Source organism: Streptomyces sp. NPDC050264, assembly GCF_040655895.1.
Lineage (GTDB): Bacteria > Actinomycetota > Actinomycetes > Streptomycetales > Streptomycetaceae > Streptomyces.
In genome coordinates this window covers 431,272-448,655 of record NZ_JBFAKV010000001.1, presented here as the reverse complement: position 1 = coordinate 448,655, position 17,384 = coordinate 431,272, and the positions used below count along the sequence as shown (strand labels likewise).

The 17,384-nt window shown below is 71.1% G+C and carries 15 protein-coding genes; 8 read left to right on the top strand and 7 right to left on the bottom strand.

Annotation, left to right across the window (positions count from 1 at the left end):
- Nucleotides 1–12: 12 nt before the first annotated feature.
- Nucleotides 13–1,098 (bottom strand): M4 family metallopeptidase, encoded by a 1,086-nt coding sequence (locus tag AB0J02_RS02035; protein WP_363191563.1) that lies wholly within the window; start codon nt 1,096–1,098, stop codon nt 13–15.
- A 289-nt stretch (nt 1,099–1,387) separates the two neighbouring features.
- On the opposite strand from AB0J02_RS02035, the gene leuA reads away from it, so the two are divergent.
- The 3 genes from leuA (at nt 1,388) to AB0J02_RS02020 (ending at nt 4,542) form a co-directional block, all read left to right on the top strand.
- Nucleotides 1,388–3,109 (top strand): 2-isopropylmalate synthase, encoded by a 1,722-nt coding sequence (gene leuA / locus AB0J02_RS02030; RefSeq protein WP_363191562.1) that lies wholly within the window; start codon nt 1,388–1,390, stop codon nt 3,107–3,109.
- Between the two features lie 208 nt (nt 3,110–3,317).
- Entirely contained in the window at nt 3,318–3,995 is a 678-nt protein-coding gene (locus tag AB0J02_RS02025) for a TerB family tellurite resistance protein (protein WP_363191561.1), read from the top strand.
- A gap of 16 nt (nt 3,996–4,011) precedes the next feature.
- Nucleotides 4,012–4,542 carry an isochorismatase family protein gene (locus AB0J02_RS02020; RefSeq protein ID WP_363191560.1) on the top strand — a complete coding sequence of 177 codons (531 nt, stop codon included), beginning with the start codon at nt 4,012–4,014 and terminating at the stop codon, nt 4,540–4,542.
- A 22-nt stretch (nt 4,543–4,564) separates the two neighbouring features.
- On the opposite strand, the gene AB0J02_RS02015 is transcribed toward AB0J02_RS02020, so the two are convergent.
- The 4 genes from AB0J02_RS02015 to AB0J02_RS02000 are packed head-to-tail and all read right to left on the bottom strand — an operon-like array spanning nt 4,565 to nt 10,235.
- Nucleotides 4,565–5,566, bottom strand: coding sequence for an ABC transporter ATP-binding protein (locus AB0J02_RS02015; protein ID WP_363191559.1), 1,002 nt, complete (start codon nt 5,564–5,566; stop codon nt 4,565–4,567).
- Nucleotides 5,563–7,578: a dipeptide/oligopeptide/nickel ABC transporter permease/ATP-binding protein gene (locus AB0J02_RS02010; protein ID WP_363191558.1), complete on the bottom strand. Its 2,016-nt coding sequence runs from the start codon at nt 7,576–7,578 to the stop codon at nt 5,563–5,565. The genes AB0J02_RS02015 and AB0J02_RS02010 overlap by 4 nt, the downstream gene beginning before the upstream one ends.
- Nucleotides 7,579–7,586: 8 nt before the next feature.
- Nucleotides 7,587–8,546 carry an ABC transporter permease gene (locus tag AB0J02_RS02005; RefSeq protein WP_363191762.1) on the bottom strand — a complete coding sequence of 320 codons (960 nt, stop codon included), beginning with the start codon at nt 8,544–8,546 and terminating at the stop codon, nt 7,587–7,589.
- Between the two features lie 60 nt (nt 8,547–8,606).
- Nucleotides 8,607–10,235: an ABC transporter substrate-binding protein gene (locus AB0J02_RS02000; protein WP_363191557.1), complete on the bottom strand. Its 1,629-nt coding sequence runs from the start codon at nt 10,233–10,235 to the stop codon at nt 8,607–8,609.
- A gap of 128 nt (nt 10,236–10,363) precedes the next feature.
- On the opposite strand from AB0J02_RS02000, the gene AB0J02_RS01995 reads away from it, so the two are divergent.
- Complete coding sequence (locus AB0J02_RS01995) at nt 10,364–11,107, top strand: FadR/GntR family transcriptional regulator (RefSeq protein ID WP_363191556.1); 744 nt, start codon at nt 10,364–10,366, stop codon at nt 11,105–11,107.
- A 43-nt stretch (nt 11,108–11,150) separates the two neighbouring features.
- Here AB0J02_RS01995 and AB0J02_RS01990 read toward each other — a convergent pair whose 3' ends face one another.
- On the bottom strand, nt 11,151–13,226 hold the full coding sequence (locus tag AB0J02_RS01990; RefSeq protein WP_363191555.1) for a hypothetical protein: 2,076 nt from the start codon (nt 13,224–13,226) through the stop codon (nt 11,151–11,153).
- Between the two features lie 272 nt (nt 13,227–13,498).
- On the opposite strand from AB0J02_RS01990, the gene AB0J02_RS01985 reads away from it, so the two are divergent.
- The 4 genes from AB0J02_RS01985 (at nt 13,499) to AB0J02_RS01970 (ending at nt 16,843) form a co-directional block, all read left to right on the top strand.
- A complete protein-coding gene (locus AB0J02_RS01985) occupies nt 13,499–14,617 on the top strand; it encodes a PP2C family protein-serine/threonine phosphatase (protein ID WP_363191554.1) in 1,119 nt (372 codons plus the stop codon).
- A 212-nt stretch (nt 14,618–14,829) separates the two neighbouring features.
- Entirely contained in the window at nt 14,830–15,045 is a 216-nt protein-coding gene (locus AB0J02_RS01980; RefSeq protein ID WP_363191553.1) for a hypothetical protein, read from the top strand.
- A gap of 159 nt (nt 15,046–15,204) precedes the next feature.
- Nucleotides 15,205–15,954, top strand: a complete 750-nt coding sequence (gene recO / locus AB0J02_RS01975) for a DNA repair protein RecO (RefSeq protein WP_363191552.1) — start codon at nt 15,205–15,207, stop codon at nt 15,952–15,954.
- Between the two features lie 58 nt (nt 15,955–16,012).
- Nucleotides 16,013–16,843, top strand: a complete 831-nt coding sequence (locus AB0J02_RS01970; protein WP_363191551.1) for an isoprenyl transferase — start codon at nt 16,013–16,015, stop codon at nt 16,841–16,843.
- Nucleotides 16,844–16,918: 75 nt separating this feature from the next.
- Here AB0J02_RS01970 and AB0J02_RS01965 read toward each other — a convergent pair whose 3' ends face one another.
- A complete protein-coding gene (locus AB0J02_RS01965; RefSeq protein WP_363191550.1) occupies nt 16,919–17,323 on the bottom strand; it encodes a Fur family transcriptional regulator in 405 nt (134 codons plus the stop codon).
- Between the last annotated feature and the right edge of the window lie 61 nt (nt 17,324–17,384).

Here is a 17,384-nt window from a genome sequence, read left to right as displayed (position 1 = left end):
AAGAGCGTCCGGTCACCGGGTCGGCACGCCAACCTGTTCCCAGGCCTTGAGCACCGACTGGTACTCCTCGCCGGCGCCGTAGCGGGCCTGCGAGGCCTTCACCGTCGCCTTGGCGAAATCGGCGAACAGGCAGTCCTGCTTCAGCCCGCCGCCGGTGAGGGTGTCGTACCAGATCTGTCCGGCCCGCTCCCACGCGTACCCGCCGAGCGCTTCGGCGAGGATGTAGAAGGCGTGGTTGGGGATGCCGGAGTTGATGTGCACGCCGCCGTTGTCCCGGCCGGTCCGCACGAAGTGATCCATGTCGGCGGGCTGCGGGTCCTTGCCGAGCACGTCGTCGTCGTACGCCGTGCCCGGGGCCTTCATGGAGCGCAGGGCGACGCCCGTGACGCGCGGCGCGAGCAGGCCCGCGCCGATCAGCCAGTCGGCCTCCGTCGCGGTCTGGCCGAGCGTGTACTGCTTGATCAGTGAGCCGAAGACGTCCGAGACCGACTCGTTCAGGGCACCGGGCTGGCCGAAGTAGGTCAGGTTCGCCGTGTACTGCGTGACGCCGTGGGTCAGTTCGTGGCCGATGACGTCGACGGGGAGGGTGAAGTCGAGGAAGATCTCGCCGTCTCCGTCGCCGAACACCATCTGCTCGCCGTTCCAGAACGCGTTGTTGTAGTCCTCGGAGTAGTGCACCGTCGCGTTCAGCGGCAGACCCTCGCCGTCGATCGAGTGGCGGGCGAACTTCTCCAGGTAGACCTCGAAGGTCGCGCCCAGGCCCGCGTACGCGCGGTTGACGGTCGCGTCCATGCCGGGCTCGTCGCCCTCGCCGCGGACCTTGCGCCCCGGGAGCCCCGTCTGGTGCCGGGCGTCGTAGATGGTGCGCTGCGGCTTCTCGGGTGCGGCGCCGGAGGGCGGGGCCACGGAAGGGGCGCCGATGACGGTCGTCATCCGCCGCCGGGTGCGCTCGAAGGCGTCCCGCTCCAGGCTCTTGCGCGCGGCGGCGGCGATCGCCGCGTCCCCGGACTGAGCGGCCTGGTCGAGGATGTGAGGCGGCACGATGGTGCAGAAAACGGGCTCGAACCCCTTCGGGTCCCCCGCTGGGTTGTCGGTCATGCCAGGCAATGTGGCACTGAGTCATGACGCTGTCACTACCTGCCACCATGATTGATGAAATAGAGGTATTGATCACCCCTTACCCGTTACCTGACGGCGATCCCGCATACTGATACGGGCCCTCGCGTCCTGCGCGTCTCGGTTAGAGTGCGATGCATCATGCGTTTCGGGTTGCTTCTCCTTAGCTGCCGCGGCGAGGGCCTGTAGTCGAGGCCGACCCCCTCCCCGCGGAGTTTGGCGTTGCGCCGTCGGCCGCCTTACCGGCCACCTCTGAGGAGCCCCACGCATCATGTCGAACTTCCAGCGCCCCACGTCGATGCCGATTCACAAGTACGGCCAGTACGACCAGGTGGACATCCCCGACCGCACGTGGCCGAACAACCGGATCACGGTCGCGCCCCGCTGGCTCTCCACCGACCTGCGCGACGGCAACCAGGCACTGATCGACCCGATGTCACCGGCCCGCAAGCGCGAGATGTTCGACCTGCTGGTCCGCATGGGCTACAAGGAGATCGAGGTCGGCTTCCCCTCGTCGGGACAGACGGACTTCGACTTCGTACGGTCGATCATCGAGGACCCGGACGCGATCCCGGACGACGTGACGATCTCCGTACTGACCCAGGCCCGCGAGGAACTGATCGCGCGGACCGTGGAGTCCCTGGTCGGCGCCAAGCGCGCCACGGTCCACCTGTACAACGCGACCGCGCCGGTCTGGCGCGAGGTCGTCTTCCGCGGCTCCAAGGACGCCGTCAAGCAGATCGCCGTGGACGGCACGCGCCTGGTCATGGAGTACGCGGAGAAGCTGCTGGGCCCCGAGACGGTCTTCGGCTACCAGTACAGCCCCGAGATCTTCACCGACACCGAGCTGGACTTCGCGCTGGAGGTCTGCGAGGCCGTCTGTGACGAGTGGCAGCCGGGCCCGGACCGCGAGATCATCCTCAACCTGCCCGCCACGGTGGAGCGTTCGACGCCGTCCACGCACGCGGACCGCTTCGAGTGGATGTCCCGGAACCTGACGCGCCGCGAGCACGTGTGCATCTCGGTCCACCCGCACAACGACCGCGGTACGGCCGTCGCCGCCGCCGAGCTGGCCATCATGGCCGGCGCCGACCGCATCGAGGGCTGCCTGTTCGGCCAGGGCGAGCGCACCGGCAACGTCGACCTGGTGACGCTGGGCATGAACCTGTTCTCGCAGGGCGTCGACCCGCAGATCGACTTCTCGGACATCGACGAGATCCGCCGCACCGCCGAGTACTGCACCCAGATGGAGGTCCACCCGCGCCACCCCTACGCGGGGGACCTGGTCTACACCGCCTTCTCCGGCTCCCACCAGGACGCCATCAAGAAGGGCTTCGAGGCGATGGAGAGCCGCGCCGCGAAGGCGGGCAAGACCATCGACGACATCGAGTGGGCCGTCCCTTACCTGCCGATCGACCCGAAGGACGTCGGCCGCTCCTACGAGGCCGTCATCCGCGTCAACTCGCAGTCCGGCAAGGGCGGAATCGCGTACGTCCTGAAGAACGACCACAGCCTGGACCTGCCGCGCCGTATGCAGGTCGAGTTCTCCAAGGTCATCCAGACGAAGACGGACGCCGAGGGCGGCGAGGTCACGCCCAAGGACATCTGGGCCGTCTTCCAGGACGAGTACCTGCCCAACCCGCAGAACCCGTGGGGCCGCATCCAGGTCAGGAACGGCCAGACGACCACGGACACCGACGGGGTCGACACCCTGACGGTCGAGGCCGAGGTCGACGGCGTCGAGCAGGTCCTGGTCGGTTCGGGCAACGGTCCGATCTCCGCGTTCTTCCACGCGCTGCAGGGCGTCGGCATCGACGCCCGCCTGCTGGACTACCAGGAGCACACGATGAGCGAGGGCGCGTCCGCGGTCGCCGCCTCGTACATCGAGGTCGCGATCGGCGACAAGGTTCTGTGGGGCATCGGCACCGACGTGAATACGACACGTGCGTCGCTGAAGGCGGTCGTCTCGGCGGTCAACCGCGCGGCCCGCTGACCTGACTGAGCTGCACGTTCACGGCCCCGTACACCTTTTGTGGGTGTGCGGGGCCGCGTCGTGTATCGGCCACCCGGGCAGGTCCCTCGTGACCTCGGCGTGACCAAGGTGCTGACGCCGCATCGACAATGTGGCTAACATCACGCCAACGCCGCGATGTTGCGGCGCCGTTACGGAGGTGTGCGACGTGCTGCCGATTTGGGGACGTATGCGACGGACCGGGATCTCGCGGGTTCTGGGCGTGCACACCACCTGGGCCACCGTCGGCGACGGGGAGTTCTTCTGCCCCGGCTGCGGTGGCGACCGCAACTACCAGCGGCGCACGGGCAGGCGCCGCTTCACCGTGCTCGGCGTGCCGGTGGTGCCGCGCGGCGAGACCGGGCCCGTCGTCCAGTGCGCCGCCTGCGAGGACCGGTTCGGCACGGACGTGCTCGACCACCCCACCACCCACCGCTTCTCCGGGATGCTGCGGGACGCCGTGCACACGGTGGTGCTCGCGGTGCTCGCGACCGGCGGCTCCTCGTCCCGTACGTCGCTGGAGAGTGCCGTCGGCGTCCTGCGGGGGGCCGGGTTCGACGACTGCTCCGAGGTGCAACTGGCCGCGCTGGTCGAGGCGTTGGTGATGGACACCGGGCGGCTTCCGGAGCACTGCGGGGCCGGCGCCGGGCTCGCGATAGAGCTGCACGAGGCGCTCGACCCGCTCACCCAGCACCTCGCCCCGGCGGGCCGGGAGTCGATCCTGCTGCAGGGAGCGCGCATCGCCCTGGCGGACGGGCCGTACTCGGCGGCCGAGCGGGACGTGCTCGGGACGGTGGGCGCCGCCCTGACCATGTGCACGGACGAGGTGAACCGGCTGCTGGCCGTCGCCGCGCGCACGCCCAGCTGAGCCCCTGGGTGAGCCCGTGGCTTCCCACCCGCACCGCCCCGCGCTCCTCGTCATCGACATGCAGGACGGCCTGCTGCCGATCATGTACCGGCCCACCGCGACCGTCGGCGTCCTCGCGGACCTGCGCTCCCGGGCCCGGGCGGCGGGCGTTCCCGTCGTCACCGTCCAGCAGGGCGGCGAGGGGCCGGTGGTGGCGGAACTGCGCCCCGGTCCGGACGAGGTGCTGGTGACCAAGACGACGGCGGACGCGTTCCTGCGGACCGGGCTCGACGCGGCGCTGCGCGACCTGCGTGTGACCGAGCTCCTGATCACGGGGTTCGCCACGGAGAACTGCGTGGAGACGACCGCCCGCCAGGCGCTCAGTCACGGCTACGACCTCGTGCTCGTCGCGGACGGGCACACGACGTCCGTCCGCGACGAGCCGACGGATTTCGCCCCGCCGGACCGGTCGATCGCCCACCACAACGAGATCTACCGGCACATCGACTTCCCGGACCGGCACATCCGCGTACGGCCGGCGGCCCACGTGGACTTCTCCGCGCCGTAGACACAGCGGCGGGCGTGGGCGGTCAGGGCACCTCTTGGACGAGGTCGTGCGTGGACTGCTCCGCGGCTACGGGGTGGTGGCACCGGAAGACGTGGCCGTCGGCCCCCTCGGGCTCCGGCATCGTCGCCGCGCAGGCGCGGTCCGCCCGCCAGCACCGCGTACGGAACGGGCAGCCGGAGGGCGGACGCGTGGCCGACGGCACCGGGCCGGCCAGCGGAATCGGGTCGATGGGGTCGAGCAGTCCGGGCGTCGCCGAGAACAGGGCGCGCGTGTACGGGTGCCGGGACCGGTCCAGGACGTCGGCCGCCGGGGTCTCCTCCACGATGCGGCCCAGATACATGGTGATGACCCGGTCGCTCATCCGGCGCACGGTCTGGATGTCGTGCGAGACGAAGACCAGGGCGAGACCGAGACGTTCCTTGAGGTCGAGGAGGAGGTTGAGGATCTGGGCGCGCACCGATACGTCGAGGGCGCTCGTCGGCTCGTCGGCCACCACCAGGCCGGGCTCCAGGGCCAGCGCCCGCGCGATGGCGACCCGCTGCCGCTGCCCGCCCGAGAGCTGCCCCGGCAGGACGTCGGCCAGCGCCTTCGGCAGGCCGACGAGGCCCAGCAACTCCGCCGCGCGCGCTGCCCGTTCGGCGGGGGTGCCGCGCCGGTGCACGTCCATCGGGTCGCGCACGATCTGCCGTACGGTCAGCCGGCGGTTCAGAGCCGTCGACGGGTCCTGGAAGATCATGCCGACACCCGTGCCCAGCGCCGTGCGGCGCCGGGCGGGTGGCATGGTCCACAGGTCGTTGCCGCGGTGTGTCACGGTGCCGGCAGTCGGGCGCTGGACGCCCACCAGCACCTTGGCGAGGGTGGATTTGCCGCAGCCGGATTCGCCTACGACGCCGACGGTTTCGCCGGGGGCGACGGTGAGGTCGGCCGCGGTGAGGGCGTGGACGTGGTCGCGGGTGAAGAGGCCGCCGGAGCGGGCCTTGTGCACTACGTGCACGCCGGCCAACTCCACGAGGGCGGTGGTCATTTCGGCCTCCTGTCCGTCGGGGTCGCGCGTCGCGCCGTGGTCGCGTGCGCGGCCTCGGGTTCGTCGTCGTTCCCCGCGCCCCTTGCGGACGCTGCCGGGTGATGGCAGGCCGTCGCGTGGGCCCGGCCGCCGACCAGCTCCGGGGCCGTCTCCCGGCACACCTGCGACGCCGGCGGGCAGCGGTCCGCGAACCGGCAGCCCGCCGGGAAGCCGGCCGGGGACGGGACCACACCCCTGATCTGGGTGAGCCGGTCCGCCGCCGATTCGAGGGAGAGCACCGAGCCCAACAGGCCGCGTGTGTAGTGGTGTTGCGGCGACTCCACCAGATCGGCCGTCACGCCCGTCTCCACGATCTGCCCTCCGTACATGACGACGACCCGGTCCGTGACGTCGGCGACCAGCGCCAGATCGTGCGAGACGAGGACGAGCGCGAAGCCCAGTTCGGCGCGGAGCCGCAGCAGCAATTCGACGACCTGCGCCTGCACCGTCACGTCGAGCGCCGTCGTCGGCTCGTCGGCGATGACCAGCTTCGGGTCGCGGGAGAGCGCCATGGCGATCAGGACCCGCTGGCGCTGGCCGCCGGAGAGTTCGTGCGGATAGCTGCGCAGGGTGCGGTCCGGGTCGAGCCCGACGAGTTCGAGCAGCGTGGCGGGGGAGCGCCGGCCACCGCGCCGGACGACCTGTTTGAGCTGTGCCCGTACCGTCATCGCCGGGTTGAGGGACGACAGCGCGTCCTGGTAGATCATCGCCATGTCGTGGCCGAGGAGGCGGCGCCTGGCGCCCATCGGCAGGCCGACCAGCTCGCGGTCGCCGAAGGTGACGTGGCCGCGGACCCGGGCGCCCTTGGGCTGCAGCCCCATCACGGTCAGCGCGGTCAGTGATTTGCCGCAGCCGGACTCGCCGACCAGCCCGAGGACCTCGCCGGCGCGTACGTCGAAGCCGATGCCGTCGACGATGTCGACTCCGCCGTGCCGTCCGTCGAAGCCGATGGCCAGGTCGCGTACGGAGAGGACCGGCGGCCCGCCGGGCAGGGTTCTGGCGCGCGAGCGCAGCCGGGCCGCGGCCTCGGTGAGGCCGGGCAGTTCGAGGACCCGGCCGGTGCCGGGGGCGGGCGCCTCCAGGCGGTCCGGTTCCCCGGCGGGCACGTCCCGCGCGACGGGTGCCGCCCACGCGTCGGAGACGCCTTCGCTGAGGACGTTCAGGGACAGGACCGTGAGCAGCATCAGCAGGCCGGGGAAGACGGTCGCCCACCAGCCGCCGATCAGCACCATGTTCTTGCCGTCGGCGATGACGCTGCCCCACGAGGGGTCCGGGGGTCGCACTCCCGCGCCGATGAAGGACAGCGACGCCTCGAAGACGATGGCCTCCGCGACCTGCACGGTGCAGAAGACGAGGATGGGGGCCGCGCAGTTGATGGCGACGTGCTTGAGCACGATGTGCGGGGTGCGGGCCCCGATGACGCGCTCGGCCGTGACGTAGTCCTCGCCGTACTGGTCCAGGACGTTGGCGCGTACGACCCGGGCGATCGGTGGAGTGAACAGGAACGCGATCGCGCAGATCAGCACCGGGACGCCACCGCCGAACACGGCGACGAGCACGGCCGCGAGGGCGATGCCGGGGAACGCCATGACGATGTCGAGGCAGCGCATGAGCGTCTCGTCGACGGCCTTGCGGGACGTCGCCGCGACCGCGCCGAGCAGCGCGCCCACGACGAGCGCGAGCAGCGTCGCCCCGAGCCCGATCGCGAGGGACCAGCGGGCCCCGTACATCAGCCGGCTGAGGATGTCGCGGCCGAGGCTGTCCTGCCCCATCCAGTGCGTCCCGGACGGGTGACCGGTGCCGTCCGCCTGCGGCTGCTGGTCGAGCGGGTCGTGCGGCGCGAGCAGCGGGGCGAACAGGGCCATGAAGACAACGACGGCCACGACACCGAGAGAGATACGGGACAGCAGAGGCAGCCTGTGAAGCCCCTGCGGCGATTGAGCGGCGGGGGCCGGGGCGGAACCCCGTGGCATGAACCGTGTCATGCCGCCCCCCGCAGCCGCGGATTCACCAGCAGATACAGCACATCGATCACCAGGTTCACCACGACGAACCCCACGGCAGTGGTGAGCACGACCCCCTGCACCACAGCCGGGTCCCCGTTCTTCACCGCGTCGATCATCAGCTTCCCCATCCCGGGCAAGGAGAAGATCGTCTCCACGACCACCGCCCCGCCCAGCAGATAGCCCACGCGCAGCCCGAGCACCGTGAGCGGGTTGATCAGGGCGTTGCGCAGGACGTTGCGGCCGACCACGACGACCGGCGGGAGCCCGCTGCCGACGGCCGTGCGCACGTAGTCCTTGTCGAGTTCCTCCACCACGGCCGTGCGGACGATCCGGGTGAGCTGCGCGGCGACCGGCAGCGAGAGGGCGAGCGCGGGCAGCGTCATGGACCTGAGCCAGCCGGTGAGCGAGTCGGCCGGGTTGACGTAGCCGCCCGTCGGGAACCACCCCTGGTCGACCGCCAGGTACTGGATCATCAGCAGCGCCAGCCAGAAGCCGGGCGCGGCGACCCCGGTCAGTGAGATGACCCGGACGATCTGGTCCCAGGTCCGGTCGCGGTGGATGGCCGCGCTGATGCCGAGCGTCAGCGAGACGACGACGGCGATGCCGAGCCCGAGGAACGTCAGCTGCAGCGTGAGCGGCAGCGCGGTGGTGACCTGCTCGACGACCGGCTGCCGGGTCAGCACGCTGATGCCCATGTCGCCCTGGAGCAGGGAGCCGACGAAGTGGAGGTAGCGCAGCGGCATCGGGTCGAGCAGCCCGTTGCGTTCGCGGAAGTCGTGCAGTTGCCGCGGGGTCGGGTTGGCACCCTGGAAGTAGGCGGACGCCGGGTCGATGTCGGCGAAGCGCATCACGAGGAACACGAACAGGACGATGCCGAGCAGCAGCGGTACGAGCAGCACGAGCCGCCGGGCGAGGATTCTGGCGATCGCGACCACGGACACGAACTCCCTTGCGTGGCAGCCGGTTTGCGGGATGCGCGAGGTGCGACGTACGGCTTACGCGGGCCTGGCCCTGAGGACGTTGATGCCGGGGTAGGGCTGTGCGCGCACCCCGGTGATCTTCTTCGCGTCCCAGGCGGTGACCAGCTCGTTGTGTACGACGGGATAGATGACGGCCTGCTCGGCGACGAGGTCGAGGTACTCCTGGATCATCGTCTTCTTCTTGCCGGCGTCCGGTTCCCGGGTGGCCTGGTCCATCTGCTTGAAGAGCTGCCGCGCGGTGGAGTCGTCGGCCCAACGGGCGTAGCCCATCCACAGGTTGGCGGGCCCGTAGTTGTAGTGCATGATCAGGTCCGCGTCGAGGCCGAACTGGTTCGGGTTCGAGGCCGCGGCCACCACCTGGTAGTCCTTCTTCTGGTCCATCTTCGTGAAGACGGCGGTGGTCTCCTGCGGGTCGAGCGTGGTCCGCACGCCGATGGCGTCCCACGAGGCCTTGATGGTCGGCAGGCAGTCGGCGATCCACGACACGTTCACGGCCATAAGGTTGACGGAGAGGTCGCTGACCCCCGCGTCCTTCAGCAGCTTCTCGGCCTTCTCCGGGTCGTGGTCGTAGACCGTCCTCGCGCGGCGGTGGCTCGGGTTCCCCTCGTCGAGGAACGAACTCGACGCCTTGCCATGGCCCTTGAGCGCGACCTCGATCATCTTCTTCTTATCGATCGCGTAGTGCAGCGCCTGCCGTACCCGTACGTCGTCGAACGGCTTGTGGGCGGTGTTGAACATCAGGAACAGGTTGTTCATCCCGGCGCCGCCCTCGACGGTCAGCCCGTCCTTCTCCAGCTGCTGGATGTTGGCGTACGGGATGTTGTCGGCGATCTGCGCGTCGGCGCTGCCTCCGGAGATCTTCGCGACGCGCGGCGCCGCGTCGACGATGGTCAGCCAGTTCATCTTCCTGAAGGCGGGCTTGCGGGGGCCGTTGTAGGCGTCGAACGCCTCGAAGGTCGTGTTCGTCTTCGGCTGGTGCGAGGTCTGCCGGTACGGTCCCGAGCCGACGGCCTTGCCCTTCATCGCCTCGTCCCACGCGCCGGGCCGCGAGAACACGTGCTTCGGCATGATCTTGGCGAGGGTCAGCCGTGCCACCCCGTCCGGGAAGGGGAACCTGAGGACCAGCTCCACCGAGGAGTCACCGGTCTTTCTGACCTCCTTCAGCCAGCTCTCGAAGAAGCCCTTGGCGAGCGTCTGCGTCTTCGGGTCGAGGATCCGCGCGAAGACGAACACCACGTCGTCGGCCGTCACCGGCTTCCCGTCATGCCAGGTGGCACCCGAGCGCAGCGTGAACTTCCAGGACGTGCCCTTGAGTTGCGCCGCGTCCGGCACTTCGGTCGCGAGCGCCGGGTAGGGGGCCCGGGTGATCGGGTCGGTCTCGACGAGCCCCTCGTAGAGGTGATGGTTGCCCGCCATCGCGAAGGCGGACGCCGTCTGCGTCGGGTCCCAACTGCCGTCGTTGCCATAGCCGATGACGGCGGTCAGGCTCGTCGGGCCGCCCCCGTCGTCGTCGTCGCCCGTGTCGTTCGTGGACTTCGGCCCGGACGAACAGGCGGACAGCGACGTGGAGACGGCGGCGGCCGCACCCAGGGCGCCGGTGTACTTGAGGAAGGAACGGCGGCCGGTGGCGTCGTGGTCGCTCATGGTGCCTCCAGTGTGGAGATCCAACGTCCTACGTCTTGGTAGCGACGTGACCATAAGAGGCCCGGGAAGGGCGGTCAAGGGACCGCGCGGCGTTTGAGGTGGGACGTGGGATGTCCCGGGCGCCTACGATGCGGCGCATGCCAGACGAGCCCCGGAACACGGCCGTACGCCCTCCCCGCGTGAGCCACCGGGTCCAGCGTGCGGTGACGCAGCGGATTCTGGACGCGGGGCTGCGCCCCGGCGAACTGCTGCCCACGGAAGCCGAGTTGATGGAATCGCTCGGCGTGAGCAGGAACTCGGTCCGGGAAGCGCTCAAGGCCCTCCAGGCGCTCGACATCGTGGAGATCCGGCACGGCTACGGCACCTACGTCGGCCAGGCCTCGCTGACCCCGCTCGCCGACGGCCTCACCTTCCGCACCCTGCTGCGCCCCGCCGACGACGCGCACGCCCTCGCCGAGATCCTGCAGATACGCGAGATCCTGGAGGAGGGGCTGATCCGGCGGGTCGCCGCGGCCCCGCCCGACACCGGCATACTGGATCAACTCGACACCATCGTAAGGAAGATGGGGGAGTCGGGCGAGGCGGGCGAACCATTCACCGACCTGGACCGCGAGTTCCACGAGACGCTCTACCGCCCGCTCGGCAACGAGCTGATCCCCCAGCTGCTCGGCGCGTTCTGGAACGTCTTCGACCGGGTCGCCGGGGTCCGGCACTGGGCGGGCGACCCGGCGCCCGAGGTCACCGTGGACCGGCACCGCGCCATCGTGGCGGCGCTCCGCGCCAGGGACGCGGCCGGCGCCCAGCAGGCCATGGCCACACACTTCCGCGGCATCGAGAAGCGCGCGGAGCAGGAGACCCGCGGGGTCGGCTGAGTCCTGCCCCATGAGCCGCGCGGGGTCGTGGGGTTCGTGAGGCCTACGGGCCGACTCCGGCATCCAGGCTGTAGACGATCCCGTCGACGATGTCGTCATGCAGCCCGCCCTCGTACGCCTTCGTGTACGCGGCCTCGCCGAGCGCCTGCCGGCTTCGCCGCTCCGCGTCCTCGCGAACGGCGACGAGCTGCGGATTGCCCATCTGCGGACGGCCGAAGGCCAGCCACAGGCGTTGCGCCGCCCCCAGCAGCCGGGCCCCCCTCTCGCCCTGGCCGTCGGCCACGGCCGCGGCGGCCAGCACGTCGGCGGCGAGGGCGACCCCCAGCGTGTCGTGGAGTTCGGCCTTCCCCCGCAGGCTCGCGCGGGCGTGCCCGGCGGCCTCGGCCCAGTTGCCGAGCCCGAACTCGGCCAGGGCCTGCAAGTAGTCGCCGAACGCCCGCCCCCAGCACTCGCCGCGCGCGGCCAGCTCGACGGAGACCCCATGGGCGATGGCCTTGCCGAGGTCCAGCTCGCCGACGTGGACACGGGAGAACGCACGGGCGAGCCGGGTCAGGAGGTACGCGGCCTCGAAAGCGCCCCGCCGGGGCTCCGACGCGGCCGCGTCCAGCACGGTGACCGCCCGCTCGTGCCGGCCCTGAAGGCTCAGGATCGAGCCTTCGAGGTACTTCGCCGCCGTACACGCGGTCGGGTCGGCGGAGGCCTCGGCCAGGGCCCGGAACTCGGCGGAGCACCGCAGGGCCACCTCGAGGCTGCCCTGCACCATGGTCACGACCCCGTGGACCCACAGGGCCTTGGCGTACCCGGGTCCCGGCTCCGGGCCGTCGGCCAGGGACCGCTCCAGGTAGTGGCGGCCCTCACGGACGAATCCGCACGCGAACCAGAAGAACCACAGGGCGCCGGTCATCTCCAAAGCGATGTGGCGCTGCCCGTCGCGGAGCGCGAAGTCGAGCGCCGATCGGATGTTGGCGTGCTCGGCCGTGATGCACGCGCCCCAGGCCGGCTGCCGGTCGGTCAGCCACTCGCGGTCGGCCCGCACCACCAGATCCCGGTAGCGCTCCAGGTGGGCCCGGCGCACCGCCGTCTCCTCGCCGAGCTCGTGCAGCCAGTGCGCGCCGTACTCCCGCACGGTGTCGAGCAGCCGGTACCGGGTCGGCGTCGTCGTGCCCGGCACAGGGCGTACGAGCGACTTCGCGACCAGCTTGTCGAGCAGCACGGGCACGGCGTCCGCGGACAGTGGACCACCTGCGGTCACCGCCAGGGCGCCGGCCAGGTCGAAGCCGGCCGCGAAGACGGACAGACGCGCCCACAGCAACCGCTCCAGCGGCGCGCACAGTTCGTGGCTCCAGCCGATCGTGGTGCGCAGCGTGCGGTGCCGGGGCGCGGCCGGGGCACTCGGGTCGTCCGGGGCGACCAGGGTGTCGAACCGGTGCAGCAGCCGCTCGCCGAGCTGCCGCAGGGTCAGCTCCGGCAGCTGCGCCGCGGCGAGTTCGATGGCCAGCGGGATGCCGTCGAGGCGGCGGCACACGGTGACGGCCGACTCCCGTTCCGCGCGGCCGAGCAGGAAACCGTCGACCGCGGCTGTCGCCCGGTCCGCGAACAGGGCGACGGCGTCACCGCCCGCCGGGCCCGCCGCGGCACCGGCCGCCACGGGCAGCGGCTCCACCTCCATGAGCCATTCGCCCGGCGTGCCCAGCGGCTCCCTGCTCGTCGCCAGGATGCGCAGGCCGGGCGCCGCGTCGAGCAGCCAGGAAGTGAGGCGCGCGCACTCCGGGATCAGATGCTCACAGGTGTCCAGGACGAGCAGCAGGTCCCTCGGGGCGAGCCACTCGGCGATGAGCTCCTCGGGCGGCCTGTCCGACTGGTCGACCAGGCGCAGCTCCTCCAGGATGACGTGACCCAGCAGCGAGGGTTCGCGCAGCGGGGACAGCGGGACGAGCCGCGCGCCGTCACCGAAGAGCGGGGCCGCGTGACATGCGGCGCGCGCGGCGAGCCGTGACTTGCCGACGCCGCCCACCCCGGTGAGGGTGATGAGCCGGTGCCGGGTCAACGCCCCGTCGAGCAGGGCCAGTTCCTGGCCGCGTCCGATGAAGCTCGTCGTCTCAGGGGGGAAGTTCTCCACCTGCACCGCCGTCCCGGCTTCGTCCGCCGCGCGCTCGCGCGGCGTCGCCGGACAGTCTGCTCCGGCGGGGCGTCCGAGCCGGCGGATGACACAAGTTGAACGGGCACCCCGGGTCCGCCCCGCCGATATGGGCAGAAGGCGACAGCGGAGGACGGCTGCGGTCGCGGATGCACGCACTGTGGACAACGCGCGGCGCGGAACCGGTCGTTCGGCCAGAGTGGGTCGCTCGGTGCGGCGGTGCGGGCGGGCCGGGGCAGGCGGGAGGCTCCCGCATGACAGTGCGGGAAAGCGGGCGGATGCGCTGGAGGAGGGCGAGGGACCTGGCGCTGCCGGTGGCCGTCAGCGCCCTGCTCGCCGTCCCCGGCTGGCTCCACCACGGGTGGCGGCCCGCCGTCGCGGCGCTGCTGATCGGGCCGGTCCTCGCCTGTTCCCGGCTCGGCGTGCGCGGCACGCTCACCGCCGCCGGATGGAGCGCGGCCCTCGCCCTGTCGGACGGTTTCGTCCGGCATCTGGCGGGGACGCAGTCGTTCGTCGTCGAGTATCTGGTGCTGCTGGTGGGCGGCGCCGTGGCCGTCGGCGTCGCCAGGGAGAAGGCGGCCCGCACGGCAGCCCTCCGGCACGCCACGGAGGTCGCGCAGGTCGCCCAGGGCGCGATCATGCGGCCGGTGGCCGCCAAGGTCGGCGGGATCGACGTCTTCACCCGCCACCACTGCCCCCTGGAGCCCGCGACGGTCGGCGGGGACGTGTACGAAGTCGTCAACTCGCCCTACGGGACACGGGTGTTCATAGGCGACGTACGCGGCCACGACCTGGACGCGGTACAGACCAGCGCGTCGGTGCTCGCGGGCTTTCGCGACCTCGCCTACGTGACCCCCGAACTCACCGACATCGCCGTTCGGCTGGACGCACTCCTCGCCCCCGAGCTCGGCCCCGAGGGCTTCGTCACCGCGCTGTTCGCCGAGTTCACGCCGGGCGAGGTCCGGGTCGTCAACTGCGGCCATCCGCCGCCGCTGCGCACCGGTACGCCGCCCAAGCTGCTCGAACCGGCCGAGCCCGCACTGCCGTTGGGGCTCGGCGCCCGGCCCGCCGGGCGCCGGTGCTGGTTACAGCCGGGCGACCGGATCCTGTTCTACACCGACGGTCTGACCGAGGCGCGCGACGCCGACGGGACCGAGTTCCCGCTGCTCGAACAGTGCACGGAGCCGCTGTCGGCGGTCCTGCCGAGCGACGCGCTCGACGCGCTGTACGAGGCGGTGACCGCGCACACCGGGGCGCCGCTCCTGGACGACGTGGCTCTCGTCCTGTGCCAGCAGGCCGACTCTCTGAGCGCGCCCCGGGGAGCGCATGCCCGCGAGGGCGACCGGGTGGACGCGGAACACGGCTCCCCGTGAGCCACCACCGCTGGTCCGGCGCCCCGACAACAGGGCCGCCCCCACCGGCGGGTCCGCCGTCCTCGCGCGCCCGTGACCGGGCCCCCGGTCAATCGAGCGAAGCGCCCGTGTCCATCGACGGAATCGGGGCGTTGTCCGGTTGACGCGGCGCCCCGCCCGGCCGCCGTACTCCGCGCGCAGCAGGACGCACTACCGGACAGGAGCACCACCCGATGAAGCCAGCGATCGGTTCCTACGCGGTCGACACGAGCACGGGTCAGGTGGGCCGGGTGATGGGACACGAGGGCCCGTACGTACAACTGCGGCCCTTCGGCGGCGGCCGGGAGTGGGACTGCCCGCCCGAGACCCTGCGCGAGGCGACGACCACGGAGCGGCTGCGCGCGGCGACGGCGTACGAGAACAGAAGGAGCCGCGGAGAGGTCCCGTGAGGTGAAGGCCGGTGTGGTGAACACCACGTTCGCGGGGAACGGGCCGCCCGTTCCCGGGGCGAAGACCCGGCCGCGCCCGTCCCTCCGTTCGCGTAGAGGCAGAATGGGAGGCATGAGCCTGCTCCGTGAAGACGACGACGCCGCCCGCGGGGGTGCGCGATGAGTCTCTTCCGTGACGACGGGGTCGTCCTGCGGACCCAGAAACTCGGCGAAGCCGACCGCATCATCACCCTCCTCACGCGCAGCCACGGCCGGGTCCGCGCCGTCGCCCGCGGCGTGCGGCGCACCAAGTCCAAGTTCGGGGCGCGGCTCGAACCGTTCTCCCACGTCGACGTGCAGTTCTTCGCACGGAACAGCGAGCTGATCGGGCGCGGCCTTCCGCTGTGCACACAGAGCGAGACCATCGCCGCGTACGGCGGCGGGATCGTCACCGACTACGGCCGCTACACCGCCGGCACCGCCATGCTGGAGACGGCGGAACGGTTCACCGATCACGAGGGCGAGCCGGCCGTGCAGCAGTACCTGCTGCTCGTCGGCGCGCTGCGCACCCTCGCCCGCGGCGAGCACGAGGCGCACCTCATCCTCGACGCGTTCCTGCTCCGCTCCCTCGCCGTGAACGGGTACGCGCCCACCTTCGGCGACTGCGCGAAGTGCGGAATGCCCGGTCCCAACCGATTCTTCTCGGTCGGCGCGGGCGGCTCGGTTTGCGTCGACTGCCGGGTACCGGGCAGCGTCGTACCCTCACCGCAGGCCCTCACCCTGCTCGGTGCGCTGCTGACCGGCGACTGGGCGACGGCCGACGCGTGCGAGGCACGTTTCGTACGGGAGGGCAGCGGACTGGTGTCGGCCTATCTGCACTGGCACCTGGAGCGCGGACTGCGGTCGTTGCGCTACGTAGAGAAAAGCTAGCGAGAGCTGGCACTGAGCTGGTGAAAGCCAGTACTGAGCTAGGGGAGAGGCCCGGAACATGGCACGTCGCGGAATCCTCGGACGGTCCCGTCGTGAGTACAGCACGCCCGAACCGCACCCTTCGGGCGCACGGCCGCCGAAGATCCCCGGCGAGCTGGTGCCGGGACACGTCGCCATCGTCATGGACGGCAACGGACGGTGGGCCAAGGAGCGCGGGCTCCCGCGGACCGAGGGCCACAAGGTGGGCGCCGAGCGCGTCCTCGACGTCCTCCAGGGCGCCGTCGAGATGGGGGTGGGCGCCATCTCGCTGTACGCGTTCTCGACGGAGAACTGGAAGCGGTCGCCCGACGAGGTCCGCTTCCTCATGAACTTCAACCGGGACTTCATCCGCAAGACCCGCGACCAGCTCGACGACCTGGGGATCCGGGTGCGGTGGGTCGGGCGCATGCCCAAGCTGTGGAAGTCGGTCGCCAAGGAGCTGGAGATCTCCCAGGAGCAGACCAAGGACAACACCAGGCTGACCCTGTACTTCTGCATGAACTACGGCGGCCGGGCCGAGATCGCCGACGCCGCGCAGGCCATCGCCGAGGATGTGAGGGCGGGCCGCCTCGACCCGTCGAAGGTCGGCGAGAAGACCTTCGCGAAGTACCTGTACTACCCGGACATGCCGGATGTCGACCTGTTCCTGCGGCCCAGCGGCGAGCAGCGCACGTCCAACTACCTGCTCTGGCAGAGCGCTTACGCGGAGATGGTCTTCCAGGACGTGCTGTGGCCGGACTTCGACCGCCGCGACCTGTGGCGCGCGTGTGTCGAGTACGCCTCGCGCGACCGCCGCTTCGGTGGCGCGACGCCCAACGAGGTGCTGCTGCAGCTCGAGGCGGAGGGCTAGACCGGGCCGGGCCCCGGACGCGCGGTTCCCCGCGCCCTTCGGGGGCGCGGGGAACCGCACACGAGCGGCCCTTGTTCACCCGGCGGCGGCGCACTCCGCGCAGGTACCGAAGATCTCCACCGTGTGCGCCACGTTGACGTAACCGTGCTCGGAGGCGATCGCCTCCGCCCACTTCTCCACCGCCGGTCCCTCGACCTCGACGGCCTTGCCGCACATGCGGCAGACCAGGTGATGGTGGTGGTCGCCCGAGGAGCACCGCCGGTACACCGACTCGCCCTCGGAGGTGCGCAGCACGTCGACCTCGCCCGCGTCGGCGAGGGACTGCAGGGTGCGGTAGACCGTGGTCAGGCCGACCGAGTCGCCCTTGTGCTTGAGGACGTCGTGCAGCTCCTGGGCGCTGCGGAACTCGTCCACCGCGTCGAGTGCCGCCGCCACTGCCGCGCGCTGGCGGGTAGACCTGCCTCGAACCGGGGCTGCCACGGGTTCCTCCTCACATTCCTGCCACGTACGTGTCGCCGCCATTGTGCCAGGCGGCGCCATG

Coding starts and splice junctions, on each gene's coding strand:
- AB0J02_RS02035 (WP_363191563.1), bottom strand. CDS start 1,098: ATGACCGACAACCCAGCGGGGGACCCGAAGGGGTTCGAGCCCGTTTTC.
- leuA (WP_363191562.1), top strand. CDS start 1,388: ATGTCGAACTTCCAGCGCCCCACGTCGATGCCGATTCACAAGTACGGC.
- AB0J02_RS02025 (WP_363191561.1), top strand. CDS start 3,318: ATGCGACGGACCGGGATCTCGCGGGTTCTGGGCGTGCACACCACCTGG.
- AB0J02_RS02015 (WP_363191559.1), bottom strand. CDS start 5,566: ATGACCACCGCCCTCGTGGAGTTGGCCGGCGTGCACGTAGTGCACAAG.
- AB0J02_RS02010 (WP_363191558.1), bottom strand. CDS start 7,578: ATGCCACGGGGTTCCGCCCCGGCCCCCGCCGCTCAATCGCCGCAGGGG.
- AB0J02_RS02000 (WP_363191557.1), bottom strand. CDS start 10,235: ATGAGCGACCACGACGCCACCGGCCGCCGTTCCTTCCTCAAGTACACC.
- AB0J02_RS01995 (WP_363191556.1), top strand. CDS start 10,364: ATGCGGCGCATGCCAGACGAGCCCCGGAACACGGCCGTACGCCCTCCC.
- AB0J02_RS01985 (WP_363191554.1), top strand. CDS start 13,499: ATGACAGTGCGGGAAAGCGGGCGGATGCGCTGGAGGAGGGCGAGGGAC.
- AB0J02_RS01980 (WP_363191553.1), top strand. CDS start 14,830: ATGAAGCCAGCGATCGGTTCCTACGCGGTCGACACGAGCACGGGTCAG.
- recO (WP_363191552.1), top strand. CDS start 15,205: ATGAGTCTCTTCCGTGACGACGGGGTCGTCCTGCGGACCCAGAAACTC.
- AB0J02_RS01970 (WP_363191551.1), top strand. CDS start 16,013: ATGGCACGTCGCGGAATCCTCGGACGGTCCCGTCGTGAGTACAGCACG.